This is a genomic window from Neisseria sp. WLZKY-1, assembly GCF_046546535.1.
Classification (GTDB): Bacteria; Pseudomonadota; Gammaproteobacteria; order Burkholderiales; family Neisseriaceae; genus Neisseria.
Window position 1 is genome coordinate 80161 of record NZ_JBKGTW010000003.1, and the last position, 26489, is coordinate 106649.

A 26489-nucleotide genomic window follows, 5' to 3' on the forward strand; every position below is an offset into this window, starting at 1 on the left:
ACAAGGCCGTCTGAAACGGCAAATATTTTTATGAACCAATACTTTACCCTGTTTGACCTGCCCGTAGGCTTTACACTTGACGAAGATACGCTGGAAAGCCGTTACCGCACGCTGGCTGCGCGTTTCCATCCCGACCGCTTCGCCGCCGCATCGGCGTTTGAGCAAAAGCAGGCCGTGATGATGTCGGCCACCGTCAACGAAGCCTACCGCACGCTGAAAAATCCCATCGACCGTGCCGCCTACCTGCTCAAAGAGCAGGGCATCGACGCCGACGCGCCCGAACATACTTCGTTTGCGCCCGAATTTCTGATGCAGCAGATGGAATGGCGCGAAACGCTGATGGAAGCACAGATGGAAAACGAAGCCGCCGCGCTGAAAAATCTGGAAAATGAAATCGCCGCTGAAGCAGAAAAACTGTTTGCCGACCTGCAGCAGGCGTTTGCCGACAAGCGGCATGAAGAGGCGGCGCAGCTGGTGCGGCAGGGACGTTTTTTCGACAAACTGCTGCGCGAAATCCGCCAGGCCTGACAGGCCGTCTGAAACACCGCCTTCCAACCCAAACACACCAATCTCCCGAATATCATGGCTCTACTCCAAATCGCCGAACCCGGCATGTCTGCCGCGCCGCACCAACACCGTCTCGCCGTCGGCATCGACTTGGGCACAACCAACAGCCTCGTTGCCACCGTCAAAAGCGGCAGTGCGGTCTGCCTGCCCGACGAACAAGGCCGCGTTACGCTGCCCTCGGTGGTGCGCTATCTTTCAGACGGCATCACCGTCGGCCACGAAGCCCTCGCCGCGCAAAAAAGCGACCCGCAAAACACCATCAGCTCGGCCAAACGCCTTATCGGCCGCAAACTCGAAGACATTGACGCCGCATCGCTGCCCTACCGGTTTGACGAGAGCGAGCGCATCATCGGGCTGGCCACGCGCCAAGGCGTGAAAAACCCCATCGACGTATCCGCCGAAATCCTCAAAACCCTCAAAACCCGCGCCGAAGAAAGCCTCGGCGGCGCGCTGGTGGGCGCGGTGATTACCGTGCCGGCCTATTTTGACGACGCGCAGCGCCAGGCCACCAAAGACGCGGCGCGTTTGGCCGGCATCAATGTGTTGCGCCTGCTCAACGAGCCGACCGCCGCCGCCATCGCCTACGGCCTCGACAACGGCTCGGAAGGCACATTTGTGGTGTACGACCTCGGCGGCGGTACGCTCGACGTATCCGTGCTCGAATTGAGCAAGGGCTTGTTTCAAGTCAAATCCACCAACGGCGACAGCGCCTTGGGCGGCGACGATTTCGACCAACGCCTGTTCTGCCACCTGCTCGAACAACTCGGTCTGTCGCAATTATCCGACCAAGACAGCCAACTCCTGCTCTCGCTTGCCCGCCGCGCCAAAGAAGAGTTGACCGACCGCGAGCAAACCCACATCGAAACCGAGCTTTCAGACGGCCGCCCAATCCGCGCCACCGTTACCCGCCAAGAATTTCAAGAGCTGACGCGCCATCTGGTGCAAAAAACCATCGAACCGGTGAAGCAGGCGCTCAAAGACGCGGGCGTGTCCAAAGCCGACATCAAAGGCGTGATTATGGTGGGCGGCTCGACCCGTATGCCGCATATCCAGCAGGCCGTAGCCACATTTTTCGGCCAAACGCCGCTCAACAATCTCAACCCCGACCAAGTCGTCGCGTTGGGCGCGGCCATGCAGGCCGATGTACTTGCGGGCAACAAAACCGCCGGCGAATGGCTGCTGCTCGACGTGATTCCCCTGTCGCTCGGCCTCGAAACCTACGGCGGCCTCGCCGAAAAAATCATTCCGCGCAATTCCACCATCCCCACCGCCCGCGCCCAAGATTTCACCACCTTCAAAGACGGCCAAACCGCCATGACCGTGCACGTCGTACAAGGCGAGCGCGAATTGGTGTCCGACTGCCGCAGCCTCGCCAAATTCACCCTACGCGGCATCCCGCCGATGACCGCCGGCGCGGCGCGTATCCGCGTTACCTTCCAAGTCGATGCAGACGGCCTGTTGTCGGTATCCGCGCAGGAGCAGTCCACCGGCGTGCAGGCGCAAATCGAAGTCAAACCCTCTTACGGCCTCGACGACGACACCATCACACAGATGCTCAAAGACAGCATGGCCAACGCCGCCGAAGACATGGCCGCCCGCGCCCGCGCCGAAGCCGCCGTTGAAGCAGAAGGGCTGCTCGGCGCAGTGGCCGCCGCGTTGGAACTCGATGCCGACCTGCTCGACGCAGCCGAGTTGGCCGCCATCCAAAACAGCATCGCCGCGCTTGAAGGCCGTCTGAACAACGGCAGCGCCGAAGAAATCCGCGCCGCCGTGTCCGACTTGGGCAACGCCACCGACAACTTCGCCGCCAAACGTATGAACCGCAATATCCAACGCGCCCTAACCGGACAAAGCGTGGACGATATTTAAACGGACAATGGTTTCAGACGGCCTGTATGTAAAAGAAGCGTTGATACACCAAAGGCCGTCTGAAAAGGTAAAAACACTATGCGCCTCTGGCACGAAACCCTCATTCCCCACCTGCCCCGCGCCCAGCTTTTGGGACAGCACCGCGAATGCGCCGCCCTGCGCGGCGCGGGCTGGGGCAGGCCGCACGCGACGGTGAATTATGTGTTCCGCTATCCGCGCAGCCTGCTCTACCGCTACCACCTGCTCGTCATGAAGGAAATGCAAAAACGCAGCTACCGCCCCGACGCGCAATGGCTCGCACCCGAATATCGCGGTAAAAGCCTGCCGCCCGAACCGCCGGAAACTGTCGCAACCCAAAGCAGCCCCGTTTACCCCGAACACGACGACGCCTATTTGGCCGAATGCCTGCAAAACCTGAAAAACAAAGGCATCGAAATCGACATAAACCATACAGACAGCATACCGGCCGTCTGAACACAACAAACCACCAAACCACTTTCATAAAGAGAAAAAACAATGCCCAAAATCACCGTACTCCCACACGCCACACTCTGCCCCGAAGGTGCGGTCATCGAAGACGCACCCGAGGGCAAAACCGTACTCGACGTATTGCTCGATCACGACATCGAAGTCGATCACGCCTGTGAAAAATCCTGCGCCTGCACCACCTGCCACGTCATCATCCGCCAAGGTTTCGACAGCATGGAAGAACCGACCGAACTCGAAGAAGACCTGCTCGACCAGGCCTGGGGCTTGGAAGCCGACTCGCGCCTGAGTTGTCAGGCCGTGGTGGCCGATGAAGATTTGGTGGTCGAAATCCCCAAATACACCATCAACCACGCCCGCGAAGACCATTAAAACCAAAGGCCGTCTGAATACCAATGTAGGCTGGGTCATAACCCGACACAAGTCGGCCCATATCTTTCAGACGGCCTCTTCGCGAAAAACAACATATGAAAAACAACACATAAGGAAGCCGATGATGAAATGGACCGACACCCAACGCATCGCCGAAGAGCTTTACGATTTACACGGCGAAAGCATCGACCCCAAAACCCTGCGCTTCACCCAGTTGCGCGACATGATTCTCGCCCTGCCCGAGTTCGACGACGACCCTGCCCGCTGCGGCGAGCGCATTCTCGAAGCCGTGCAGCAGGCTTGGATTGAAGAAGCCGAATAATGCCGCCCCGCCATCCCTACCGCCGCCTGCGCCCCGCCCGCGACGCCCTGCCCGAAGTCGGCATCTCCGAAGAAAACGGCATCCGCTCCCTGCATCTGGGCAGCAGCACCATCCAAAGCTCGATGAGCCTCGACAAGCCCGCCGAACTCGTCCTCTCGTACAGCCGCGCCATGATGGCCTGGCTGCTCTTTGCCGACCCGCCCGCGCACATCACGCAAATCGGCCTCGGCGGCGGCTCGTTCGCCCGCTGGATAGACGCGTACCTGCCCGACACGCGGCAAACCGCCGTCGACATCAATCCCCAGGTTATCGCCGTCGCCCGCAGCCTGTTCGAACTGCCGTTTGAAGGACAGAACTTCGAAATTGTCGAAGCCGACGGCGCGCAATATGTCAAAACCCTGCTCGGCGGCACCGACATCCTGCTGGTCGACGGCTTCGACGGCGAACAAATCATCGACAGCCTCGTCACCGCCGAATTTTTCCAAGACTGCCGCCGCGCCCTGTCTTCAGACGGCATCTTCGTCACCAACTGGTGGAGCGGCGACCGCCGTTTCCCCCGCTTCGTCGAAACCCTGTCCCGCTGCTTCGACGGCCGCGTCTTGCACATTCCCGCCGAGAGCCACGGCAACATCGCCGTTGCCGCCTTCAAACAAAGCCCGCGCGAGACGCGCTTCGACGCCCTGAAAAAACGCGCCGGCCGACTCGCGCAGCAATACGGCCTCGACTTCCACGCCCTCCTAGCCGCTGTCAGAGCCGCCAACCCGCACAACGGCAAATCGCTGCTTCTGTAAACGGCGCTTTCCGCTTTTCAGACGGCCATAAAGGCCGTCTGAAAACATATTCGGATGCGGCAGAACACACCGCCTACGCCAAAAACCTACAAGATATTTCCGCGCCCGACAGGCTGGAACAAAAACACAAAACCGCCCGGGTCAACCTGCCGAAAAAATTCAAGCGCAACTAAATATCCGGCATATCCGGCTGTCTGAAAACAAGGTTCCAAGAAAATGAAAACGGCAAAGGGCTTCTGTTTAACAGGAGCCCTTTGCCGTTTTTCAGACGACCTCTTCCCTCTTCTCCTACCGCCCTCCCATGCCGCCACAAGGTAAATCGGTGTTAAGATAGCCCGCCGTGCGAAACCGCGCCCTGCGGCTTTGGCCGCTCCCGCCTACTCGGGAATGACGTTTCTGAAAGCGCAGTTTCAACGAAGTAAAAAAGCAAAACAACAAAGGAGAAAACCATGTCCCCCAAAAAAATCCACACACTGATTCCCTTTGCGGCGGCGGCCGCGCTGTGCATGGCCGCCGCTTCGCTGCCGTTTTTCCGCGAGTCGGGCGTCAGCCCGCTGACGCTCGCCATCGTGCTGGGCATGGCGGCGGGCAACAGCCCGCTTAACCGCCACACGGCGGCTTTGGGCGATGCCGTGCTGTTTGCCAAGGGCACGCTGCTGCGGCTGGGCATCGTGTTTTACGGTTTCCGCATCACCGTGCCGCAGCTGCTGTATGCGGGCTGGCCGGCGCTTTTGGCGGACATGTGCGTTGTGGCGGGCACATTTATGCTGGCGCTGTATCTGGGCAGACGGCTGCGGCTGGATGCCGACACGGCGGCGCTGGTGGGCGCGGGCAGCGCGATTTGCGGTGCGGCGGCAGTGCTGGCGGCGCAGCCGGTGTTGAAGGCGAAAGAGGCGGCCGTGGGCGTGGCGGTGGCGACGGTGGTGGTGTTCGGCACGCTGGCGATGTTTGTTTACCCGCTGATGGCGGCGGCGCTGCTGCCGCACGGTGCACCCGATGCCGCATGGTTCGGCTGGGGCATCTACACGGGCGCGACAGTGCACGAAGTGGCGCAGGTGGCGGCGGCGGGCGCGGCGGTGAACTCGGTCACGGCCGACGTGGCGGTGATTACCAAAATGATCCGCGTGCTGCTGCTCGCGCCCTTTTTGCTGCTGCTGCCGCGCCTGATGCGACGTTTTAACGGCGGCGCGGACGCTGGCGGCGGCGCGTCCGTGCCGTGGTTCGCTCTGGGCTTTATCGCGGCGGCGGTGTTCAACAGCTTCGTGCCGCTGCCCCAAGCGCTGCACGGCGGCATTTTGCAGGCCGACACTTTTCTACTGACGGTGGCGATGTTCGCCCTCGGCTTCAGCACGCGCTGGCAGAGCGTGCATCAGGCGGGCATGCGGGCGCTGCTGCTGGCCGCCCTTTTGGCGCTCTGGCTGCTGATCGGCGGCGGCGCCATCTCCTATGCGGCCTGCCGCCTGTTTGCCTGACGCAGGCAGGAAGGCCGTCTGAAAAGGCCGTCTGAAAACCCGAAATAGGGTTTTCAGACGGCCTTTTTGCTTTGCCGCCGCCAACTACGCAGCGCCCCCGCTTTTCAGACGGCCTGTTGTCCGCCCTGCCCTTGCGCCGCCCGCAAACCCGTCCCGCAGCCTTTTCAGACGTCCTTTCGCCGTTCGCGCAATCCTTTTTGCGCCGTTGTGTAAACTTATGTTATCTTATGCGGCAGGCGGGTAAACCGCCGCAAGAAAAATCCAACCCGGGAGAGATTTCCATGACCGACAAACCGAAAAGCGAACAGCAGCCGGAAAACGTCGAGTTATTGAGCGCGCAGGCGCCGATAACCGATTTTCGCGGGCTGGTAATCGCCATCGTTGCCGCGCTTATCAGTGCTGTGCTCTACCAAATCCTGCCCTACGACAGCGATGTCAATAAGGGGCTGACCATTCTGGCCTTCGTGGCGATTATGTGGTTTACCGAAGCGGTGCACATTACTGTTACCGCACTGATCGTGCCGCTGTTTGCCATTCTGTTCAAAATCCCCGATATGGACACCAAGGCCGCGCTGGCGGGCTTTGCCGACCCGATTATCTATGTGTTTTTCGGCGGCTTCGCGCTGGCGACGGCGCTGCATATGCAAAAGCTCGACCGCAAAATCGCCGTGTGGCTGATTTCGCTCTCGCGCGGCAATACTTTTGTCGCCGTGCACCTGCTGTTTGCTGTTACCGCCTTTTTGTCGATGTGGATCAGCAACACGGCCACGGCGGCGATGATGCTGCCGCTGGCAATGGGGCTGATGAGCCATCTGGACAAGGAAAAAGACCGCAACACCTTTGTCTTCGTGCTCTTGGGCATCGCCTACTGCGCCAGCATCGGCGGCCTGGGCACGGTGGTCGGCTCGCCGCCCAACGCGATTGCCGCCAAAGCGCTGAATCTGGATTTTGCCGGCTGGATGAAGTTCGGCCTGCCGATGATGCTGGCACTTTTGCCGCTGATGCTGTTTTCGCTGTTTGTCGTGCTCAAGCCCAATCTATCGGCCAAAGTGCAGGTGGAACACGAAGACATCCCGTGGACGCTGCACCGCGTGATTGCCATGCTGATTTTCCTGGCCGCCGCCGTGGCGTGGATCTTCGGCGACACGCTGAAAAAAGAGCTGGGCATTTCCAGCCCCGACTCTTTCGTCGCCCTCACCGCCGCCGTGGCCGTAGTGATTTTCGGCGTCGTGCGCTGGCGCGAAGTGGCGCGCAATACCGACTGGGGCGTGCTGCTGCTCTTTGGCGGCGGCATCACCCTGAGCACGCTGCTGCAAAAATCGGGCGCCTCCGCCGCACTGGGGCAGGAAATGGCGAGCACCTTCGTGCTGGCGCATCCCTTTATCGTGATCCTCGCCGTGTCCGCCTTCATCATCTTCCTCACCGAGTTCACCAGCAACACCGCCTCCGCCGCCCTCTTGGTGCCGGTGTTCGCCAGCGTGGCCGAACAGATGGGTATGCCCAAGGAAGTGATGGTGCTCATCATCGGCATCGGCGCCTCCTGCGCCTTTATGCTGCCGGTAGCCACGCCGCCGAATGCGATTGTGTTCGGCACCGGCATCGTTACCCAGCGCGACATGCTCAAAGTGGGCATGGTGCTCAATATCCTCAGCATCGCCCTGGTGTCGCTGTGGGCTTATTTCTTCCTGATGTAAGCGCCGTTTGTTGATTGCTTAGAGGCCGTCTGAAACCCCGTTTTCAGACGGCCTCTTCCTGCGGCGGCACGCCCGTTCGCTTTTTTTCAGACGGCCTCCGTACACGGTTGCGCGGCCGAGTGCAAAGGCCGTCTGAACGCCCCGCTTTTCAGAAACGTCATCCCCGCGAAGGCGGGGACGGCCTGCCGCCGCGTTTGCCGTATAATCGCCCGCTTCCGTCGAGGCCGTCTGAAACATGAAATCCCAGTCCCAACGCATCCTCATCATCTCCGTTTTCATCGTCGCCAGCTGCGGTCTGGCTTACGAACTCATCATCGCTGCGCTGGCGAGCTATCTTTTGGGCGACAGCATTTTGCAGTTTTCGTCGGTTATCGGCCTGTATCTTTTCTCGATGGGCATCGGCGCACACCTTACCCGATACATCAAAGAAGAAGACACGCTCTCGCGTTTTGTCGAAATCGAATTGCTGGTGGGCATCATCGGCGGCTTGTCCGCGCTGGCTTTGTTTGTGGCCTTCGGGCTGTCGGCCGCACCGTTCCGCACGCTGCTTTACGCCTTTGTGCTGATAGTCGGCACGGTCGTCGGCATGGAAATTCCGCTGGTGATGCGCGTGCTCAACCGCCGCGATACGGATTTTAAGGAACTCGTCTCGCGCGTACTGACCTTCGACTATCTCGGCGCGCTGGCCGTATCGCTGCTGTTTCCGCTGGTGCTTGCGCCCAAGCTCGGCATGGCGCGTTCGGCCTTGCTGTTCGGCCTGTTAAACGCCGCCGTCGCCTACCTCACCGCCCGCGTGTTCAAAGCCGAGCTGCCCCGCTACCGCGCCATCCGTCTGCGCGCCTTTCTCGTACTCGCCGCGCTCGCCGCCGCCTTTGTTTACGCCAACCAAATCACTTTCAAAGCCGAACAAAGCTACTTCGGCGACCCGGTTGTATTTGAAAGCCACTCGCCCTACCAGCGGCTGGTGGTTACGCGCTGGAAAGACGACACGCGGCTTTACATCAACGGCAACCTGCAATTTTCCTCGCGCGATGAAGCCCGTTACCACGAAGCCCTCGTCTTGCCCGCCATGCAGACGGCCTCGCGCGCCGAACACGTTTTGATACTCGGCGGCGGCGACGGCCTGGCCGCGCGGGAAGTGTTGAAATATCCGAATGTTAAGCAAATCACGCTGGTCGATTTAGACCCCGACATGACCGCCGTGTTCAAAAATTCCGCCGCCCTCAGCGCGCTCAACCAAGGCTCGCTGTCGCACCCGAAAATGCGCGTTATCAACGACGATGCCGCCAAATGGCTGGAAACCGCGCCGCAGAAATTCGACGTCATCATCATCGACTTGCCCGACCCGTCGAATTTTTCGCTGGGCAAACTCTACTCCGTACCGATGTACCGCCTCGTCGCCCGCCACCTCGCGCCGCAGGGCAAAATCGTCGTCCAATCCACCTCGCCCTATTTCGCGCCGCATGCCTTTTGGTCGGTGGTCGCCACGCTCGAAGCGGCCGGCCTCCACACCGCGCCCTATCATGTGTATGTCCCTTCGTTTGGCGAATGGGGCTTTGTGCTGGCCGGTTTTAGCGCGGATTTTGCCGTGCCGCAGAAGTTTGACGTGCCCACGCGCTATCTCAACGCCGACACCGCCGCCGAAATGTTCCGCTTCCCGCCCGACATGGCGCGGCGCAAGGTCGAGCCCAACCATCTGAACACGCAGGCTTTGGTGAATTATTTTGAGCAGGACTGGCGCAACGTGATGCGCTAGGCCGCCCCCGCCTGCGCGGGGGTGACGTTTCTGAAAGGCCGTCTGAGAACCCGAGAGGGCGTTCAGACGGCCTTTTACCGTTTTCGTCAACGACTTGGCGGCGAATCAGGGCTTTTGGGCATAAACGATTTTCTTCCCTTTGAGCGAGATGGTTTTCTTGCTGCGCAGGCGTTCGATTTGGCCTTGTGTTTCGGCCTTGATGTCGAAGGAACAGGCCGTCTGAAACGGTTTGAGCACGGCGCGGATGCTGTTTTGCAGGGTGTCCGGGCTTTTCGGACGGTTGGGGCGTGACAGCAGCGCACGGATGCGGTTGTCGATTTTCTGCCGCTCTTTGTCCCCGAGCGGCGGCAGTTCGGCGCCATCGGCAGACGGCGGCGCAGTTTCCTTCGGCGGGTAGGACACACTGCCGTCGGCGGCGATGTGCAGCGTCCGGTCGGCCTGCATGCGGGCGATCAGACGGCCGATGAGGACGTCGCCGACCCCGACGCACAGTTTTTCGCCTTTCTGCCGCAGGGCTTCGCGCAGGGCGTGTTGGGTTTTCGGCTGCGTATTGCGGATATGGCGGCACAGCAGTTCTTCGGCGTCGGCATCACTGAGGAAATAGGCAACCGTGCCGCTTTCGGCGTCGATACTGACAAGCCGCCGCCATTCGAGTTTGCGGATGACTTTGCCGACAGTTTCCTGCTGCTCTTCGGGGCTTTGTTCTGCCAGCAAACCGCGCAGCAGATAGTTGCGCAGATTGCCTTCGAGGTTGGCAAGACGGCGGGGACGGTGGGCGTCGGCGCGGCGCAGGGCGGTGACGGCGGCGCGGTAAAAAGGTTCGAGAGAATCGGCAGGTTCGGGGCTTTGCTCGTTTTCAGACGGGCTTGGCGCAGGCTCGTCCGACGGCTTTTCGCACGGAGCAGGGGCGGCGACCATTTCGGTTTGGCCGACGCGGCCGACAACGGCGGCGGGGTTGCGGTTGCGGATGTGTTCGACCAGCGTGTCGTAGCCGCCGTCGCGCGACAGGATGGCGATTTGCGCGTGCGGGTCGGATTCGATGATGCGGCCGAGGTAGAAGCTGATATAGAAATCGAGGGCGTTTTTGCCGCTTTTTTCCAGGCGGATGAAACGGACGTTTTTGCCGAAGCGGCACAGCGATTCGCACAGTTCGAGTTCGATGTTTCTTTGCTGGTGCAGGCCGAGAAACAGCCAGATGCAGGTGTTTTTGTCGTCGAGGCGGTCGAGGTTGGCCGGTTGCAGGTTTTCAAAGTCGATGAGCAGATGGTTCATGGCGATCTTTCGTTTGCTTGTCGGTTGCTGCCGCTTTCAGAAATGTCATCCCCGCGCAGGCGGGGACGGCCTTTGATGCGGATGCCGCCGGCAGCGGCGCGGTGGGTGCGGTTTGGTTTTGATGTGTTCGAACCATGTTTGCGGGCTATAGCCGCTGTCGCGCAGGTTTTCGCGGAAGGTGTAGCGGCAGATTCTGCCCTTGCCGTCGCGCCAGCTTGCGATGATTTTGTCGTCGTCGTAGCGGAAGCGGCGACGGGCGATGATGTACAAAGAAAGGATGCAGAACAGCCTGCCCGTCAGCCAGAGGGCGGCGGCATACCATGCGGAAAAACCGGCGGCGAAGGATGCAATCAGAGCAGCAAAGGCGGCCAATGTGCAGTAGTCGGAGGCGGCACGCAGCAGGTCGGCGGCGCGGGAGCAGCGGGCAAAGCCGATGCGTTCGACTTCGTGACACCACATCGGGGAAAACAGGAGCATGGTTTCCTTTCGTCAAAACGGGCGGCGGATATTCAGACGGCCTGACGCAAAATGCGTCAGGCCGTCTGAAAAGGCTTATTTGAAGAAATCGCCTATGCCTGCGGGCAGCCCTTGGGTGAACTTGCCCATGGTGGAGGCGGTGAGCGATTCGGCGGCCTCGTGCGCGGCGTTGACGGCGGCGAGGACGAGGTCTTCCAGCATTTCCTTGTCTTCGGCGGCTTCGGCGATCAGCTCGGGGCTGATGCTGACGCTGCGGATTTGGTGGTTGCAGGTCATGACGACCTTCACCAGGCCGTTGCCCGCTTCGCCGCCCACTTCGGTGACGGCCAGCTCGGCCTGTGCTTTTTTCATGTTTTCCTGCATTTTTTGAGCCTGCTGCATCAAGCCGCCCAGTCCTGCTTTTCCGAACATCGGGGATACTCCTGTGGTTGGTGGTTTAAAAAAGAAAAGGATGGTGCCGCGCCCTTTGACGCGACGTTTTTCATTTCGTTGAAACGCTGCTTTCAGACGGCCTGAACGGCGTATTCTTCGAGGTCTTCCGCGCGCATCAGGCTGTCTTCGTGCCAGCCTTCGGCGTTTAGGGCGCCCATCAGGGCGCGGCAGGCGGGGTCGGCTTCGAGGCGGCGGCGGGCTTCGTCGCGGCCTTCGCGCTGCAGGCGCGCGCGGCGCATGGCGGGGGTCTCCCAACCTTGGCCTTCCTGCCACGGCACGGTTTGCAGGCTGAGGCCGTTCAGGCCGTAGGCTTCGGCGAGGGCGTTGCGGATTTTGTCGAAATATTCTTTGGTGGTGGTGGCCGGGGCGTTGCCGTTGAGGGCGAACAAGAGGCGGTTTTGCGCGGCGTCGTAGTCCGTCCACGCCATGTGGTCGGCCAGCATCTGCGCGGCGCCGAGGCGTTTGTTCAGGCGTTTGATCACGGCGTGCCAGTGGGCGGCGGACAACTCGGGCATGGGAGCAAAGTCGGCTTCTTCCGCGCCCTCTTCCTCCGCACTGTCTTCTTCCGCGTTTTCCTGCTCCTGCGCGGGCTCTGCGGCGGGCAGTTCGTCGAAAGGGATGTCTTCGTCGCGCTGCCATGCGGCGGGTGTGGCGGGCAGGACGGTGTTTTCTGCTGTGAGGCCGTCTGAAACGGGCGCGCTTGGTGCCGCTGTTTCGTCCTGCGGGTTTTCAGACGGCCTTTCGTCTGCCGCAACGGTGGCGGCGGGTTCGCGGACTTGGTTTGCGGGGTTTTCAGACGGCCTTACTTCTGTTTGCGGTGCGGCGGTGAGGCCGTCTGAAACGGCTTCGGACAATGCGGCTGCGTTTTCAGACGGCCTCTGTTTGGCTTGTACGTCGGCGGACGGTTTGCGGCCGTCTGAAACGGGGATTGCTTCGGCGGCGGCGTCTTCCCACGGCGGGATGCCGTCTGCGTCGTTTTGTTCTGCCGCGCGGTTTTCAGACGGCCTTTTGTCTGCGGCAGCGGCGGCGGGTTCGCGGACTTGGTTTGCGGGGTTTTCAGACGGCCTTGTTTCGCTTTGCGGCGCGTTGGTCAGGCCGTCTGAAACGGGTTCGGACGATGCGGCGGGGTTTTCAGACGGCCTTTCGGCTGCGGCAGTTATTGTAGTGCTTGCTGGCAAGCTGTTTGCGGGGCTTTCAGACGGCCTCTGTTGTCCGGCCCGCGTGTCGGCGGGCGTTTTGTGGCCGTCTGAAACGGGGGCGGCGGTTTCAGACGGCCTGTGCTTTGTTTCTGCCGCTCCGTTATCGGCAGAAGCGGGGGCGGGGTCGCTGAGGCCGCTGCCGGCGATATGGCCGCCGGTGTGCGCGGGGGCGGCCATGGGGGCGAAGGCGAGCATGCGCAGGAGGGTCATGACGAAGCCGGCGTATTCGTCGGGGGCAAGGCTCAAATCCTGTTTGCCGCGGATGGCGCATTGGTAGTAGAGCTGGATTTGTTCGCCGCCCAGTTGCGCGGCGAGGGCGGCGAGGGCGGGACGTTCGGGGTCGTCGGTGGGCACGGCGGCGGGTACGGTCTGCATCAGGGCGAGGCGTTGCAGCAGCAGGGCGAGTTCGCTCAGGGCGTTGTCGAAGCCGACGGCGCGTTCGGCCATTTCCTGCGCTTTTTGCAGGAGGGCGGCACCGTTTTGTGCGGCGATGCTGTCGAGCAGTTCGTATAAATAGCGTTTGTCCACCGCGCCTATCATTTGCCGCACGTCGTTTTCCGTTACCTGCCCCGAACCCATGGCGATGGCCTGGTCGAGCAGGCTGAGGGCGTCGCGCATCGAGCCTGCGGCGGCGCGGCCGAGCAGTTGCAGGGCGGCGGGCTCGAAAGGGATTTGTTCGGCGGTGAGGACGTGTTCGAGGTGGGCGGCCACCTGCTGCGCGGTCATGTTGCGCAGGACGAATTGCAGGCAGCGGGAGAGGACGGTGACGGGGACTTTGTGCGGGTCGGTGGTGGCGAGGATGAATTTGACGTGTTCGGGCGGCTCTTCGAGGGTTTTGAGCATGGCGTTAAACGCACTTTTGGAGAGCATGTGCACTTCGTCGATGATATAGACTTTGTATTTGCCTGCGGTAGGGGCGTATTGGGCGTTTTCCAGCACTTCGCGGATGTTGTCGATGCCGGTGTTGGAGGCGGCGTCGATTTCCAGAAGGTCGACGTAGCGTCCGGCGTCGATGTCGCGGCAGCTTTGGCATTCGCCGCAGGGTTCGCCGTGCTGCGGCTTTTCGCAGTTGAGGCTTTTGGCGAGGATGCGGGCGATGGTGGTTTTGCCGACGCCGCGTGTGCCGGTGAGCAGGTAGGCGTGGTGCAGACGGCCTTTGTCGAGGGCGTTTTGCAGGGCTTTGACGACGTGTTCCTGGCCGACTAGGTCGGCAAAGGTTTTCGGACGCCATTTGCGGGCGAGGACTTGGTATGCCATAGGGAAAGCTCGTGTGGCCGTCTGAAAGGCGGCTGGGGAAAAACGCGGCATTATAAACGAAACGCTACGCGCGGCGGCGGAAGAAAGGCCGTCTGAAAACGCCGGATGCGGTTTTCAGACGGCCTGACGGAAGATGCGGCGCTTACACGGCGGCGGCGCTGGTTTCTTTTTCAAACGCCAGCTGGGCTTCTTCTTTGTCCGCGTTCCAGCCGATGCGCACGAAGCCGCCGTCGGCGAGGCGGCCGAAGAGGAGTTCGTCGGCTAGGGCGCGGCGCAGTTTGCTTTGGATGAGGCGGTGCATGGGGCGGGCGCCCATTTGCGGGTCGAAGCCTTTTTCGGCGAGGTAGGCGCGCAGTTCGGGCGTGAATTCGGCTTCGACTTTTTTCGCCAGCAGCTGCTGTTCGAGTTGGAGCAGGAATTTGTCGACGACGCGGGCGATGACGGCGGTGTCGAGCGGGGCGAAGGGGATGACGGCATCGAGGCGGTTGCGGAATTCGGGGGTGAAGGTTTTGCTGATGGCCTGCATTTCGTCGCCGCGTTCGCGTTTGGCGGTGAAGCCGAGGGTCGGTCGGCTGAGGCTTTCGGCGCCGGCGTTGGTGGTCATGATGAGGATGACGTTGCGGAAATCGGCGCTTTTGCCGTTGTTGTCGGTGAGCCTGCCCGCGTCCATCACCTGCAACAGGACGTTGAAGATGTCGGGATGGGCTTTTTCGATTTCGTCGAGAAGCAGGACGCAGTGCGGCTGTTTGTTCACGGCTTCGGTGAGCAGGCCGCCCTGCTCGAAGCCGACGTAGCCCGGCGGCGCGCCGATCAGGCGGGAGACGGCGTGGCGCTCCATGTATTCGGACATGTCGAAGCGTTGCAGGGGTACGCCGAGGGAGAAGGCGAGCTGGCGGGCGACTTCGGTTTTGCCGACGCCGGTCGGACCGGAAAAGAGGAAGCTGCCGACGGGTTTGTCGGGCAGGCCGAGGCCGGAGCGGGACATTTTGACGGCGGCGGCGAGGGCGTCGATGGCGGCATCTTGGCCGAACACCATGTTTTTCAGGTTGCGGGCGAGGTGTTTGAGGATTTGTTTGTCGTCGTGCGACACGGTTTTTTCGGGGATGCGGGCGATTTTGGCGACGACGGCTTCAATCTGCGCTTTGCCGATAACTTTTTTCTGTTTGGACTTGGGCAGGATTTTCTGCGCCGCGCCCGCTTCGTCCATGATGTCGATGGCTTTGTCGGGCAGGAAGCGTTCGTTGATGTAGCGGTCGGAGAGTTCGGCGGCGGCTTCGATGGCGCCGTTGGTGTAGCGCACGTCGTGAAACTGTTCGAACATGGGTTTGAGGCCGCGCAGGATGTCGGCGGTTTCGGCCACGCTGGGTTCGGCGACGTCGATTTTTTGGAAACGGCGGCTGAGGGCGTGGTCTTTGCTGAATATGGTGCGGAATTCGTCGTAGGTGGTGGCGCCGATGCAGCGCAGGCGGCCTTTGGCAAGGGCGGGTTTGAGCAGGTTGGAGGCGTCCATCGTGCCGCCCGATGTGCTGCCCGCGCCGATGATGGTGTGGATTTCGTCGATAAAGAGAATGGCGCCGTCGGTTTCGTCGAGGGCTTTGATGACGTTTTTGATACGCGCTTCAAAGTCGCCGCGGTATTTCGTGCCCGCCAAAAGCGCGCCCATGTCGAGCATGTAGACAGTGTCGCCCGCCAGCACGTCGGGCACTTGGCCGCCGACGATTTGGTGTGCCAGCCCTTCGGCCAGCGCGGTTTTGCCCACGCCTGCCTCGCCGACGAGCAGCGGGTTGTTCTTGCGGCGGCGGCACAAAACCTGCACCAGCCGCTCCATTTCGGCTTTGCGGCCGATCAGCGGGTCGATGCGTCCGGCGCGCACTTCGGCATTGAGGTTGACGGTGTATTTGGCCAGCGCGTCGCCGCCTACGGCGGGTGCGGCTTCGTCTTCTTCGTTTTCAGACGGCCTCTGCGCCTCTTCGCCGGTTTCACCGTGGGCGAGATAGCGCAGGATTTCCACGCGGCCGACGGATTGCAGTTGCAGGAAATACACGGCGGGACAGTCTTTTTCGCCCATCATTGACACCAGCACGTCGACCGGGCGCACTTCGCGTTTTTCCACCGACTGCGCGTGGATAATCGCCCGCTGCATCACGCGCTGGAAGCCGAGTGTGGGCTGGGTGTCGGTTTTGTCGAGCAGGCCGGCGGGCAGCATGGGCGTGTTGTCCTGGATGCTGCTCAAAAGCTGGCCGGAGAGCACGTCCACATCCACATGCAGGGCCTCGAGCACTTTCTGCACTTCGTCCGACTGCTCCAACAAGGCCAGCAGGAGCTGTTCGAGCGTAATCATCTCGTAGCTGCGCGCGCGGGCGTCGGCGTAAAGCTCCTGCAAAATCTGTTCCAAAGCGTCCGAAATCATGAAACCTCCTCTATCGTACATTTGAGCGGGAAACCCGCATCGGCGGCGCGGCTGTGCACCTGCATCTGCTTGGTCTGCGCCACGTCGCGCGTGTAGGTGCCGCAAAGGCCTTTGCCCTCGTGGTGCACCAAGAGCATCACGGCCACGGCGCGCTCCTCGGGCAGCATAAATACTTCGGTGAGTATCTTCACCACGAAATCCATGGTGGTGTAGTCGTCGTTTATCAGGAAAACGCCGTATTGGCGCGGCGGACGCAGTTTCAGGGTGCTGCCGCCTTCCGATTGTTGGTGCTGTGTTCCCATAGGGCAGGTCTTCTTGTCGGTGTGGTCGAAGCTGCCCATATATTGCCTACGGCCGCGTTTTTCAATCTTTCAGACGGCCTGCGCCCGCAGCGGCAATGAAATAAGAATAATTATCTTATCACAGACAAATCACGCCCGTCCGCCGATTTGCACGCGAAACAGCAATAAGTTTGACATCCGTCAGACCCTACTCTTTTCAGACGGCCTCCATTACAATCCGCGCGCTTTGCATACCGCGCTTCCGATACGTTTAAGGCCGTCTGAAAAACCTTTCAGACGGCCTCAGCCGCATGTCCGCCCGCTATCGGACATACACTGCTGCATAACAGGCATTCGGCTGCAACCCTGTTTTCAGACGGCCTCAGACACAGGAATCCCCCCATGCTATACGCCCTCTACCCACACCAAAAAACCGACATATTTAAGCATTGACTGGACATCGGAAAACTACGACCTGCTGGACAGCGAAGGCTGGCTGGACACCCAGTCCGTGCAACCGAAATTCAACCTGAAAGCAGGCAAAACCCCCGCAGCGCTCAACCGCGCTACGACATCATTTTCCATTGGGGCTATTTAAGGGTTTTAATGATGCTGAATAATTCAATTGAAGTAACATTTTATATGGAATCAAATGATTATATTAACATGAGAGAAATAGACAAAATACTTAATATTAAAAATGCCGAGTTTTATAGTAAGGGAGATTTATTTACCTCACCAAACAAAAAGGTTCAATTTATAATTGAACACTCTTACTATTCTTTTGGTATAGATAAAGAGGAAAATTTAAATGAAAAAATTAATAAAATTATACAGAAAATAGAAGACATAAAGAAAAATTTAAACTATATATTTAAAAAATATAAACTAAATAAGGAGCTTATAATTTACAGCTGGGCCAACGATGAGGCTACTCGTGAATATAAATTCTCCTTAAATCAAATTCAATTATTATCTGAGTTAGGAATAGAGTTAAAAATCATTCATTATGATTTTTAGTATAAGTGTGGATTAATTTCAAGATCTAACAACCCCAATCGTCAGCCAAAAAGTCAAAACCCTTTTGCAGCCCGAAGCCGAGCGGCGCTGGGTGCAGTTTTTAGACATTGCCATCAACGGGCACGGTGTATCCGACGATTTCTTCGCCCTGCACGCTACCAACCACGAACACGCCACCGATTTTGCCCACAGCGTTTATGAAAAAACGGGCTTTGACGGCTGCGAAGAATACGAATTTGACGTGCAGCAGCTCAAAGACGCATTTGACTGGGACGTATCCATCGCCACGGACACCGATTACCCCACGCAAACCATCGTCAGCGGCGATTTGTGCCGACGGCTGATGCAGGCGGGCTTGAAAAACACCGTCCGCTTTTACCACCGCATCGACAACCGCGACGCGGAACAATCCATATGGCTTGCCAGCGAGTAGACGAACCCAAGCCAAAGGCAGCCTAAAAACCGAAACGTCGTCTGAAAACCCACTTTCAGGCTGCCTTTCAGACGACCGCAAACGCAGCCTGAAAACAAGCGTAGGGTGTGCAGCTTGCTGCGCACGCGGTTTACAAGGTTGAGGCAAAAAACCGCGTGCGTGGCAAAGCCACACACCCTACGCCATGCAGGCTACGCTTGCTCTGCGTATCGGCGACTGCCTTAGCGGACACCCTGCCGCTGGAACACAGTATCCGCGATGCGTGCAGCGACCGATATTTCGCGCAGGTTGATGTGCAAACCTGCGTGCGGCAAGATGCCGAGCGCAGCGCAACGGCTTGGCACAACGCCCAAGCGCAAGCCATTGCGAAAATGCAGCAATGGGACGAAGAGCCAAAATATGCCGATGCCGCGCTGAAAAAATACCATGCGGCAGAGCAGGCTTTTGCCGCATACCGAAACCGTTATTGCGACTGGGCGGCATCATTGGGCGGCGGCGCAATCGGAACGGCAAGGCAAATGCGCAAAAATGCGTGCATTGCCGAACAAAACCGCACCCATGCCAAGCAGTTGCAGCAAATGATGAACGATTGGACGTTTTAACGATTTGAGGCAACCTGAAACCGTGTTGCGCCTTTTTCAGGCTGCCTATAAAGCAAGCAAGTCGGGTTCTGAAATCCGACCTTGGCGCGGCATTGAATGTTTTGTCGGATACTTGTATCCGAGCTACACAACTAAACCAAAAGTCAAATTAAATTCTTTTTAAAAACACAAGAGGCAAAAAAGTGAATATAGGCAAATATCAATGGGCAAAACAAACCTCAGGTATTTTAAATACATATGAAAAAATAAGCCTATTTTGGCAAATCATCCAATCCGAATGGAGGCTGGCAATAGAAAAACGCCGTTTTCGCAACGTAACACTGTCCCAAATAGAACAAATCAAAATTCCTGACAGCAGCCTGATACGCAATATAAATGCAGACATTAATAACTTGTACTCCATTGAATTATTAAAACATTGCATTAGAACTTATTGCTGGGCATCGTTGTTGGCTCATACCGATAACGTGCAAGTGGATTCCGAGCAGCTTTACCTTGCATCGCTTTTACATGATTTAGGATTGTCAGATCAACATATTCATCACGCGCAATGTGGTTGTTTCGCTGTTTACGGCGCAGAGCAAGCAGTAAAAATTTTACAGCGGCATCACGCGGAAGAACAACTACGACATATTGTTTATGAGGCAATTAGTGCACATTTAAACCCGTGGGTTGATACGATGGATTTTGATAATGTGGCAGTTTATACCAATCAAGGCGCATTTTTGGATGTAACAGGAAAACGTTTATACAAAATTCATCATGCCAATCAAAACGAGGTCTTACAAAGCTATCCGCGAACGGATTTTCAACGTGAAATTCTGGCAACAATGGAAAATCCTCATCATAAAAGCACACGAGCGGGTTTAATGAAAAAAGCATTTATGAACATGGTTCGGTCAAATCCGTTAGATGCAACGATAAATAAGCCATAGGGATACCACCCTACCGTGCATACAGTTTCGTAGGTCGGGCATTTATGCCCGACAAACACAGATAAATTGAAAACCGTCGGGCATCAATGCCCGACCGACAAACTCCCCAATAAACAAGGCAGCCTGAAAAGCAAAAACCAACATGAAACTCCCCTACCCACCCGAACACATCGCGCATTTCTCCGTCTATTACTACCAATACATAAGCTGCGAAGCGTTTTTACGAAACCCGCATGAAATCATAGACAACTACCCAGCTTACGAACCGTTTATCATCAAACGGATACAGCAGATAGACGGCAGCGACGGATTTGTCTGGTATCACAGCGACAACATTCAAGCCCTATGGATACCGCCCTTTGCCCTCAGCGCAATTTTGCAAGACGGGCTTGCCCAATTTAAACAAAAACAAGGCATCGTGTTTACAGGCTCGGATGGCTGGCAACAGGATGCCCAGCAAGGAATAGACAGATGATGGACAAACGGGCTGATTTTATTCCACGTCCCCAACCCAGAAGACGAAGGCGTGTCTTTATTGCTGTCGCCGTTTAAGTTAGCCATTCCCGAGTATGGCTTGTAAACCCAAAGGCAGCCTGAAAGCGCATTTACAGACTTCTATGAAGCCTTGCCCCATTTCAGGCTGCCTACCGCCCCCATACAACTGGAGAAACCATGCTATACGCCCTCTACCCGCACAAAAAAACCGACATATTAAGCATCGACTGGACATCGGAAAACTACGATCTGCTAGACCAAGAAGGCTGGCTGGACACCCAATCCGTGCAACTGAAATTCAACCTGAAAGCAGGCAAAACCCCCGCCGCGCTCAGCCGCTACGACATCATTTTCCATTTGGGCTATTTAATTGTCAGCAAAAAAGTCAAAACCCTTTTGCAGCCCGAAGCCGAGCGGCGCTGGGTGCAGTTTCTAGACATCACCATCAACGGACATGGCGTATCCGACGACTTCTTCGCCCTGCACGTTACCAACCACGAACACGCCACCGATTTTGCCCGCAGCGTTTACGAAAAAACGGGCTTTGACGGCTGCGAAGAATACGAATTTGACGTGCAGCAACTCAAAGACGCATTTGACTGGGACGTATCCATCGCCGCAGACGCCGATTACCCCACGCAAACCATCGTCAGCGGCGATTTGTGCCGACGGCTGATGCAGGCGGGCTTGAAAAACACCGTCCGCTTTTACCACCGCATAGACAACCGCGACGCGGAACAATCCATATGGCTTGCCAGCGAGTAGGCAGCCATCCATGCCCGACAAAACACCGATAAACCCGACAACCGCCCATTATTAAGAAAGGTCAACCCATGCCCCACGCCCCCGAACCAGGTACGGTTTACGCCGTCCATTCCCCGCTCGACCAACGCTGGCACACCTACCAGCTTGTCCGCGTCGTCCCCGACAAAGCCAACAAACTCAGCCACGTCCATATTTGGGCAATGCAAGACACATTCGCACGCTTGGAAGACATTGTATTAGGCGAACTGCAACACGCCCCAACTTACACTTTGGCGCGTGACTCCAATAGCCCGCGTCTGCAGATTGCAAGTTATATGGGCAAAATCCCCGCCGACCATATCCCGCTGGGCGTGCTGCCGTTGCTTGCCGATGCGCCGCCCACATCCTACCGTGGCGACATCAACTGCTTCCCCTTCGTGCCCGAAACAGCGCACGTAATCGATGCCGCAGACATTGAGCAAGCCCATTACCGTAGCCAAGAAACCGCCCCGTTCGACTGCGCCGCCTTCGCCCGCCGATACCCGCAAATGCGCGTGCTGTCCCTGTTTGACTCCGAAATCGCACACTTCGCCGCCCTCGCGCAACTGCCCGAGCTGCGCAGCCTCAGCCTTATCCGCTGCTTCCCGCTCGACGACGAACTGCCCGATTTGTCTGCGCTGCCGCAGCTTAATTTCCTATGGATAAGCGGCTTTCCCCATGCCGCAGGCAGTGCGCTCAAAGCCCAAGCCAAAAAACTGCCGCAGCTGGACTACGAAATCACCGGTTTGCGCAAACCCGAATGGTACGCCGCCAACCGCGACAATCCACTCGCCGCCCTTGCCGATGCCGAACACATCCGTGCCGCCGATGCCAAAGCCGCCGCCAAAATCTACAAAGACAGCCTGAAAACCGCCCTCGCCCTGCCCACCGACGGCTTTCAGACGGCCTTGGAACAGCTTGCCGCCCGATACGCCGCCGCGTTCAACGAACTCAACACCCAACGCGGCTGGATAGAAACCGAAGAGCGCGAAACCCTGTGCGATGCGTTTCACACCCTTGCCAGGCTCGCTGCCGAAACCGTCGGCGCAAGCGTTGATACCGATACGCTGCAGGCTGCGTTGGACAAAGCGCGCGATTGGTAAAGGCAGCCTGAAAGCCGTAGCTCGGGCATTCATGCCCGACAAAACACCGATCGATTCAACAACGTCGGGCATCCATGCCTGACCTGCAAACTCAAATATTATTTAAGGGTAAAACATGAACACCAGCGCCCAAACCGTTTCCCCCGATTTCCAAATCCGCTGCCCTACATCCCATTGCACGGGCTGGGTCTGCTACATTGAAGACGAGCCGCCGTTTTTCGGCTGCGGCGAATGCGGCGATGAGTGGTACAGCAAGGCGGATTTGGATGCCGACATCGCCCGCATCATAGAAAAATATCCCTACCGTCGCGCCGTTTACCGTTGGAAAAACGGTTGGCAGAGCATGCCGTTTGAGCAGGAGCCTGCCGACTACCGCGATCTTGTGGAAACCGAGCCGTTTTGATTTTGCTTCCGCAATTTTGCAGCTCGGGTTCTCGAATCCGACATTTTCGCCGCATTAACCGCTTTGTCGGATACAAATATCTGACCCACATTCTCTGAAAACCGCCCTAACCCGTTTTTCAGGCTGCCCCCTATTTCTCCAACCAACCCCAAACACAAAAACCCAAACCATGACCCACCCCCTTCCCACCCCATCCGCCCCGCGCGTGCGCTGGCTGAACCTTACCGCCGGCAGCCTGCCGTATTTTTTAACGCAAAACCTGCCGCCCAAAACACTGAAAATCGTGTTTACGCCCGATGCGGAAACCGCGCTGCGGCTGCAAACGGCGTGGCAGTTTTTCCGCCCCGCCGACAATGCGCTGTTTCTGCCCGACTGGGAAACGCTGCCGTATGAGCGTTTTTCGCCGCATCAGGATTTGGTGTCCGAGCGGCTGTCGGTGTTGTGGCAGCTGAAAAACGGGCTGGCGGACGCGCTGTTTGTGCCCGTATCCACGGCGATGCAGCGGCTTGCGCCTGCGCCGTTTCTGCTGGGACGCACGTTTTGGCTGAAAACGGGGCAGCGGCTGGATATTGCGGCGCTGCGGCAGAATCTGGTGGAAGCGGGTTACAGCGCGGTATCCAACGTGGTGGCGGGCGGCGAATTTGCCGTGCGCGGCGGGATTGTGGACTTGTTCCCCACGGGCAGCGACACGCCGTATCGCATTGATTTGTTTGATGATGAAATCGACAGCATCAAAACGTTTGACCCCGACAGCCAGCGCACCATTGCGCCCGTGTCGGAAATCCGCCTGCTGCCCGCGCATGAGTTCCCCACCGATGATGCGGCGCAAAAAATCTTCCGCAGCCGTTTCCGCGAGGAGATAAACGGCAATCCGAACGATGCGGCGGTGTATAAGGCGGTGAGCGGCGGCCAGTTTGGCGCGGGGGTGGAATATTATCTGCCGCTGTTTTTTGAAGACGGCTGCGCGACGCTGTTTGACTACATCGGTGCGGACGCGCTGGCGGTGTGCGTGGGCGATGTGCACGCCGAGGCGCGGCGGTTTGAAGCGGAAGTGAAATCGCGTTTCCAAATGGCGCAGGGCGACGAAACCTATCCGCCGCTGCCGCCGCAGCATCTGTATCTGGCGGCAGACCAGTTTTCAGGCTGCCTGAAAGCCTATCCGCAAATCCACCCCGAATTGGGCGGTGGGGCGTTTGCGCTGCCCGATGTGGCGGTGAACCGTCAGGCGGAGCAGCCTTTGCAGGCCTTGCAGGATTTTCAGGCTGCCTTTAACGGGCGGATTCTGCTCACCGCCGAAAGCGCGGGCAGGCGCGAAACCATGTTGGGCTTTTTCGCGCAGCACGGTTTGAAACCGAAAAGCGTGGACGGCTGGCAGGCGTTTTTGGAGAGTGATGAGAAGCTGTGCATCACGGTAACGCCGCTGGCGTACGGGTTTCGGCTGGGGCAGCCTGAAAACGGCGTAGGTCGGATTCTTGAATCCGACATTCCTGCAGCGTCGGATGTTTTGTCGGATACGAGTATCCGACCTACGGGCGTTTCAGACGGCATCGAAGGCAGCCTGAAAGCCCAAGTCCGCCCGCGCTACACCGACGGCACGCTTATGCACATCGGCGATTACGTTCGCGTAGAACAGGCATGGCACGGACGCATCGTCGCCCTGTTTGATCTGAACGAATACGGCGATGAAAGCCTGGCAGGTCTGGCAAACGGCATTATGGTCAAGTTTGACGAAGCAGGCTTGGTGCACTATGAAAACGAACAGTTGGCAGACGAACTTACCTTTATTGCCCGCGCCGACAAGCAGCCTGAAAACGGCGTAGGTCGGATTCTTGAATCCGACATTCCCGCAGCGGCGGACATTTTGTCGGATACGGGTATCCGACCTACGGGTGTTTCAGACGGCCTTTCAGGCAGCCTGAAAATCGCCCTTATCACCGAATCCGACCTCTACCAATACGTCGCCAAAAGCCGCAGCAGCACGCGGCGCAAGAAGCACGCCGCCGTGTCCGATGGTTTGTTGCGCGACCTTGCCGAAATCAGCATCGGCGACCCCGTCGTCCACGAAGAACACGGCATCGGGCGCTATATGGGTTTGGTGTCTATGGACTTGGGCGGCGAAGCGCAGGAGATGATGTTGCTGGAATACGCAGGCGAAGCCCAGCTTTATGTGCCTGTTTCGCAACTGCATTTAATCAGCCGCTACTCGGGCGCGGCGCATGAAAACGTGCAACTGCACAAGCTCGGCAGCGCGGCATGGAGCAAAGCCAAGCGCAAAGCCGCCGAAAAAGCCCGCGACACCGCCGCTGAGCTCTTAAATCTCTACGCCCGCCGTGCCGCCCAGCAAGGCTACAAATTCCAGTTTAACGAAGACGACTACCGCGCCTTTGCCGACGGCTTCGGCTACGAAGAAACCGAAGACCAGGCCGCCGCCATCGCCGCCGTCATCAAAGACTTAACCCAAGCCCGCCCGATGGACAGATTAGTCTGCGGCGACGTGGGCTTCGGCAAAACCGAAGTCGCCCTACGCGCCGCCTTTGTTGCCGTAATGGGCGGCAAACAAGTCGCCGTGCTCGCGCCGACTACGCTGTTGGTGGAGCAGCACGCGCAAAATTTTGCCGACCGTTTCGCCGATTTTCCCGTCAAAGTTGCCCAGCTTTCGCGCTTTAACAGCAGCAAAGAAACCCGCGCCGCGCTCGCAGGCATGGCAGACGGCACGGTGGATATTGTCATCGGCACGCACAAGCTGGTGCAAGACGATATTGCGTTTAAAAACTTAGGCTTGGTGATTATCGACGAAGAACACCGCTTCGGCGTGCGCCAAAAAGAGCAGCTGAAAAAACTGCGCGCTAACGTGGACATTCTCACGCTTACCGCCACCCCCATTCCGCGCACATTAAGCATGGCATTGGAAGGGCTGCGCGACTTCTCGCTGATTACCACCGCCCCCAGCCGCCGCCTCGCCGTGAAAACCTTTGTCAAGCCGTTCAGCGAAGGCAGCGTGCGCGAAGCCGTGTTACGCGAACTCAAACGTGGCGGGCAGGTATTTTTCCTGCACAATGAAGTAGATACCATAGAAAATATGCGCGAGCGGCTGGAAACCCTGCTGCCCGAAGCCCGTATCGGCGTGGCGCACGGGCAACTGCGCGAGCGCGAATTGGAACAAGTGATGCGCGACTTTTTACAGCAAAGATTCAACGTGTTACTCTGTTCCACCATCATCGAAACCGGCATCGACATCCCCAACGCCAACACCATCATCATCAACCGCGCCGACAAATTCGGCATCGCCCAACTGCATCAACTGCGCGGGCGCGTCGGGCGCAGCCACCACCAAGCCTACGCCTACCTGCTCACGCCCGAATACATCAGCAAAGATGCAGAAAAACGGCTGGACGCCATCGCGGCGGCAGACGAACTGGGCGCGGGTTTTTCGCTCGCCATGCAAGACTTGGAAATACGCGGCGCGGGCGAAATACTCGGCGAAGGGCAGTCGGGCGAAATGGTGCAGGTCGGCTTCACGCTCTACACCGAAATGCTCAAACAAGCCGTGCGCGACCTCAAAAAAGGCCGCCAACCCGACTTGGACGCGCCCTTGGGCGTAACCACCGAAATCAAGCTGCACAGCCCCGCCCTGCTGCCCGAAAGCTACTGCCCCGACATCCACGAGCGTTTGGTACTCTACAAACGCCTTGCCACCTGCGAGAGCGAAGGACAAATCAACAGCATCCACGAAGAATTAGTGGACAGATTCGGACTGCCCGAGCAGCCCGTCAAAACCCTGCTCGACAGCCACCGCCTGCGCCTGACCGCCAAAGCCCTCGGCATCACCGCCATTGATGCGTCCACCGACGCGCTCACGCTTACCTTCGGCAAACACACCGTCGTCGAGCCTGCCGATATTATTTTGCTGATGCAGAGTAATAAAAACTACCGCATGGCGGGGGCGGACAAATTGCGCGTTTCCGCCGTGATGGAAGACATCGAAACACGCATAAAAACCGTGCGCGCGGTGATACAGAAACTGTCTGGGAAATAAGCGTTTTCAGACGGCCTTTTAT

Annotated in this window: 26 protein-coding genes; 19 read left to right on the forward strand and 7 right to left on the reverse strand. The window is 58.3% G+C overall.

From position 1 onward, the window contains the following. The first annotated feature begins 30 nt into the window (after nucleotides 1-30). The 8 genes from hscB (at nucleotide 31) to ACLD9W_RS01890 (ending at nucleotide 7573) form a co-directional block, all read left to right on the forward strand. Nucleotides 31-528, forward strand: coding sequence for a Fe-S protein assembly co-chaperone HscB (gene hscB / locus ACLD9W_RS01855; RefSeq protein WP_410840434.1), 498 nt, complete (start codon nucleotides 31-33; stop codon nucleotides 526-528). Between the two features lie 54 nt (nucleotides 529-582). Further along, nucleotides 583-2436 (forward strand): Fe-S protein assembly chaperone HscA, encoded by a 1854-nt coding sequence (gene hscA / locus ACLD9W_RS01860; RefSeq protein WP_410840435.1) that lies wholly within the window; start codon nucleotides 583-585, stop codon nucleotides 2434-2436. 78 nt (nucleotides 2437-2514) lie between these two features. After that, complete coding sequence (locus tag ACLD9W_RS01865; RefSeq protein WP_410840436.1) at nucleotides 2515-2910, forward strand: TIGR02328 family protein; 396 nt, start codon at nucleotides 2515-2517, stop codon at nucleotides 2908-2910. A 42-nt stretch (nucleotides 2911-2952) separates the two neighbouring features. Continuing rightward, nucleotides 2953-3294: an ISC system 2Fe-2S type ferredoxin gene (fdx, locus tag ACLD9W_RS01870; RefSeq protein ID WP_094030967.1), complete on the forward strand. Its 342-nt coding sequence runs from the start codon at nucleotides 2953-2955 to the stop codon at nucleotides 3292-3294. A gap of 124 nt (nucleotides 3295-3418) precedes the next feature. After that, the gene (iscX, locus tag ACLD9W_RS01875; protein ID WP_036495570.1) at nucleotides 3419-3616 is read left to right on the forward strand and encodes a Fe-S cluster assembly protein IscX; all 198 of its coding nucleotides are present in this window, start codon (nucleotides 3419-3421) and stop codon (nucleotides 3614-3616) included. After that, complete coding sequence (locus tag ACLD9W_RS01880) at nucleotides 3616-4407, forward strand: polyamine aminopropyltransferase (protein ID WP_410840437.1); 792 nt, start codon at nucleotides 3616-3618, stop codon at nucleotides 4405-4407. The genes iscX and ACLD9W_RS01880 overlap by 1 nt, the downstream gene beginning before the upstream one ends. 449 nt (nucleotides 4408-4856) lie before the next feature. Beyond that, the gene (locus tag ACLD9W_RS01885; RefSeq protein ID WP_410840438.1) at nucleotides 4857-5879 is read left to right on the forward strand and encodes a YeiH family protein; all 1023 of its coding nucleotides are present in this window, start codon (nucleotides 4857-4859) and stop codon (nucleotides 5877-5879) included. A 281-nt stretch (nucleotides 5880-6160) separates the two neighbouring features. After that, entirely contained in the window at nucleotides 6161-7573 is a 1413-nt protein-coding gene (locus ACLD9W_RS01890; protein WP_410840439.1) for an SLC13 family permease, read from the forward strand. 18 nt (nucleotides 7574-7591) lie between these two features. Here ACLD9W_RS01890 and ACLD9W_RS01895 read toward each other — a convergent pair whose 3' ends face one another. Further along, complete coding sequence (locus tag ACLD9W_RS01895) at nucleotides 7592-7831, reverse strand: hypothetical protein (RefSeq protein WP_410840440.1); 240 nt, start codon at nucleotides 7829-7831, stop codon at nucleotides 7592-7594. On the opposite strand from ACLD9W_RS01895, the gene ACLD9W_RS01900 reads away from it, so the two are divergent. Next, complete coding sequence (locus tag ACLD9W_RS01900) at nucleotides 7809-9329, forward strand: polyamine aminopropyltransferase (RefSeq protein WP_410840441.1); 1521 nt, start codon at nucleotides 7809-7811, stop codon at nucleotides 9327-9329. The genes ACLD9W_RS01895 and ACLD9W_RS01900 overlap by 23 nt on opposite strands. Nucleotides 9330-9434: 105 nt before the next feature. On the opposite strand, the gene ACLD9W_RS01905 is transcribed toward ACLD9W_RS01900, so the two are convergent. From ACLD9W_RS01905 to ACLD9W_RS01930, 6 genes are all read right to left on the reverse strand, one after another. Beyond that, on the reverse strand, nucleotides 9435-10601 hold the full coding sequence (locus ACLD9W_RS01905) for a PIN domain-containing protein (protein ID WP_410840442.1): 1167 nt from the start codon (nucleotides 10599-10601) through the stop codon (nucleotides 9435-9437). Nucleotides 10602-10646: 45 nt separating this feature from the next. After that, nucleotides 10647-11078 (reverse strand): hypothetical protein, encoded by a 432-nt coding sequence (locus ACLD9W_RS01910; RefSeq protein ID WP_410840443.1) that lies wholly within the window; start codon nucleotides 11076-11078, stop codon nucleotides 10647-10649. A gap of 75 nt (nucleotides 11079-11153) precedes the next feature. Further along, nucleotides 11154-11489 carry a YbaB/EbfC family nucleoid-associated protein gene (locus tag ACLD9W_RS01915; RefSeq protein WP_410840444.1) on the reverse strand — a complete coding sequence of 112 codons (336 nt, stop codon included), beginning with the start codon at nucleotides 11487-11489 and terminating at the stop codon, nucleotides 11154-11156. A gap of 92 nt (nucleotides 11490-11581) precedes the next feature. Continuing rightward, nucleotides 11582-13966 (reverse strand): DNA polymerase III subunit gamma/tau, encoded by a 2385-nt coding sequence (dnaX, locus tag ACLD9W_RS01920; protein WP_410840445.1) that lies wholly within the window; start codon nucleotides 13964-13966, stop codon nucleotides 11582-11584. Nucleotides 13967-14108: 142 nt separating this feature from the next. Next, entirely contained in the window at nucleotides 14109-16376 is a 2268-nt protein-coding gene (clpA, locus tag ACLD9W_RS01925; protein WP_410840446.1) for an ATP-dependent Clp protease ATP-binding subunit ClpA, read from the reverse strand. Continuing rightward, nucleotides 16373-16678 carry an ATP-dependent Clp protease adaptor ClpS gene (locus tag ACLD9W_RS01930; protein WP_410840470.1) on the reverse strand — a complete coding sequence of 102 codons (306 nt, stop codon included), beginning with the start codon at nucleotides 16676-16678 and terminating at the stop codon, nucleotides 16373-16375. The genes clpA and ACLD9W_RS01930 overlap by 4 nt, the downstream gene beginning before the upstream one ends. A 226-nt stretch (nucleotides 16679-16904) precedes the next feature. On the opposite strand from ACLD9W_RS01930, the gene ACLD9W_RS01935 reads away from it, so the two are divergent. The 10 genes from ACLD9W_RS01935 (at nucleotide 16905) to mfd (ending at nucleotide 26467) form a co-directional block, all read left to right on the forward strand. Next, entirely contained in the window at nucleotides 16905-17255 is a 351-nt protein-coding gene (locus tag ACLD9W_RS01935) for a hypothetical protein (protein ID WP_410840447.1), read from the forward strand. 8 nt (nucleotides 17256-17263) lie between these two features. Next, the gene (locus tag ACLD9W_RS01940) at nucleotides 17264-17677 is read left to right on the forward strand and encodes a DUF4279 domain-containing protein (RefSeq protein ID WP_410840448.1); all 414 of its coding nucleotides are present in this window, start codon (nucleotides 17264-17266) and stop codon (nucleotides 17675-17677) included. Nucleotides 17678-17741: 64 nt separating this feature from the next. Next, nucleotides 17742-18110, forward strand: coding sequence for a hypothetical protein (locus ACLD9W_RS01945; protein ID WP_410840449.1), 369 nt, complete (start codon nucleotides 17742-17744; stop codon nucleotides 18108-18110). 197 nt (nucleotides 18111-18307) lie between these two features. Continuing rightward, complete coding sequence (locus ACLD9W_RS01950; protein ID WP_410840450.1) at nucleotides 18308-18712, forward strand: lysozyme inhibitor LprI family protein; 405 nt, start codon at nucleotides 18308-18310, stop codon at nucleotides 18710-18712. 182 nt (nucleotides 18713-18894) lie between these two features. Further along, the gene (locus tag ACLD9W_RS01955; protein ID WP_410840451.1) at nucleotides 18895-19647 is read left to right on the forward strand and encodes an HD domain-containing protein; all 753 of its coding nucleotides are present in this window, start codon (nucleotides 18895-18897) and stop codon (nucleotides 19645-19647) included. Between the two features lie 142 nt (nucleotides 19648-19789). Further along, the gene (locus tag ACLD9W_RS01960) at nucleotides 19790-20122 is read left to right on the forward strand and encodes a hypothetical protein (RefSeq protein ID WP_410840452.1); all 333 of its coding nucleotides are present in this window, start codon (nucleotides 19790-19792) and stop codon (nucleotides 20120-20122) included. Nucleotides 20123-20319: 197 nt separating this feature from the next. Continuing rightward, complete coding sequence (locus tag ACLD9W_RS01965; RefSeq protein WP_410840453.1) at nucleotides 20320-20907, forward strand: hypothetical protein; 588 nt, start codon at nucleotides 20320-20322, stop codon at nucleotides 20905-20907. Between the two features lie 68 nt (nucleotides 20908-20975). Beyond that, nucleotides 20976-22028, forward strand: a complete 1053-nt coding sequence (locus ACLD9W_RS01970) for a hypothetical protein (protein WP_410840454.1) — start codon at nucleotides 20976-20978, stop codon at nucleotides 22026-22028. 115 nt (nucleotides 22029-22143) lie between these two features. Continuing rightward, complete coding sequence (locus ACLD9W_RS01975) at nucleotides 22144-22431, forward strand: hypothetical protein (protein ID WP_410840455.1); 288 nt, start codon at nucleotides 22144-22146, stop codon at nucleotides 22429-22431. Nucleotides 22432-22600: 169 nt separating this feature from the next. Continuing rightward, nucleotides 22601-26467, forward strand: coding sequence for a transcription-repair coupling factor (gene mfd, locus ACLD9W_RS01980; protein ID WP_410840456.1), 3867 nt, complete (start codon nucleotides 22601-22603; stop codon nucleotides 26465-26467). The last annotated feature ends 22 nt before the right edge of the window (nucleotides 26468-26489 follow it).

Coding starts and splice junctions, on each gene's coding strand:
- hscB (WP_410840434.1), top strand. CDS start 31: ATGAACCAATACTTTACCCTGTTTGACCTGCCCGTAGGCTTTACACTT.
- hscA (WP_410840435.1), top strand. CDS start 583: ATGGCTCTACTCCAAATCGCCGAACCCGGCATGTCTGCCGCGCCGCAC.
- ACLD9W_RS01865 (WP_410840436.1), top strand. CDS start 2,515: ATGCGCCTCTGGCACGAAACCCTCATTCCCCACCTGCCCCGCGCCCAG.
- fdx (WP_094030967.1), top strand. CDS start 2,953: ATGCCCAAAATCACCGTACTCCCACACGCCACACTCTGCCCCGAAGGT.
- iscX (WP_036495570.1), top strand. CDS start 3,419: ATGAAATGGACCGACACCCAACGCATCGCCGAAGAGCTTTACGATTTA.
- ACLD9W_RS01880 (WP_410840437.1), top strand. CDS start 3,616: ATGCCGCCCCGCCATCCCTACCGCCGCCTGCGCCCCGCCCGCGACGCC.
- ACLD9W_RS01885 (WP_410840438.1), top strand. CDS start 4,857: ATGTCCCCCAAAAAAATCCACACACTGATTCCCTTTGCGGCGGCGGCC.
- ACLD9W_RS01890 (WP_410840439.1), top strand. CDS start 6,161: ATGACCGACAAACCGAAAAGCGAACAGCAGCCGGAAAACGTCGAGTTA.
- ACLD9W_RS01900 (WP_410840441.1), top strand. CDS start 7,809: ATGAAATCCCAGTCCCAACGCATCCTCATCATCTCCGTTTTCATCGTC.
- ACLD9W_RS01895 (WP_410840440.1), bottom strand. CDS start 7,831: ATGCGTTGGGACTGGGATTTCATGTTTCAGACGGCCTCGACGGAAGCG.
- ACLD9W_RS01905 (WP_410840442.1), bottom strand. CDS start 10,601: ATGAACCATCTGCTCATCGACTTTGAAAACCTGCAACCGGCCAACCTC.
- ACLD9W_RS01910 (WP_410840443.1), bottom strand. CDS start 11,078: ATGCTCCTGTTTTCCCCGATGTGGTGTCACGAAGTCGAACGCATCGGC.
- ACLD9W_RS01915 (WP_410840444.1), bottom strand. CDS start 11,489: ATGTTCGGAAAAGCAGGACTGGGCGGCTTGATGCAGCAGGCTCAAAAA.
- dnaX (WP_410840445.1), bottom strand. CDS start 13,966: ATGGCATACCAAGTCCTCGCCCGCAAATGGCGTCCGAAAACCTTTGCC.
- clpA (WP_410840446.1), bottom strand. CDS start 16,376: ATGATTTCGGACGCTTTGGAACAGATTTTGCAGGAGCTTTACGCCGAC.
- ACLD9W_RS01930 (WP_410840470.1), bottom strand. CDS start 16,678: ATGGGAACACAGCACCAACAATCGGAAGGCGGCAGCACCCTGAAACTG.
- ACLD9W_RS01940 (WP_410840448.1), top strand. CDS start 17,264: ATGATGCTGAATAATTCAATTGAAGTAACATTTTATATGGAATCAAAT.
- ACLD9W_RS01960 (WP_410840452.1), top strand. CDS start 19,790: ATGAAACTCCCCTACCCACCCGAACACATCGCGCATTTCTCCGTCTAT.
- ACLD9W_RS01965 (WP_410840453.1), top strand. CDS start 20,320: ATGCTATACGCCCTCTACCCGCACAAAAAAACCGACATATTAAGCATC.
- ACLD9W_RS01970 (WP_410840454.1), top strand. CDS start 20,976: ATGCCCCACGCCCCCGAACCAGGTACGGTTTACGCCGTCCATTCCCCG.
- ACLD9W_RS01975 (WP_410840455.1), top strand. CDS start 22,144: ATGAACACCAGCGCCCAAACCGTTTCCCCCGATTTCCAAATCCGCTGC.
- mfd (WP_410840456.1), top strand. CDS start 22,601: ATGACCCACCCCCTTCCCACCCCATCCGCCCCGCGCGTGCGCTGGCTG.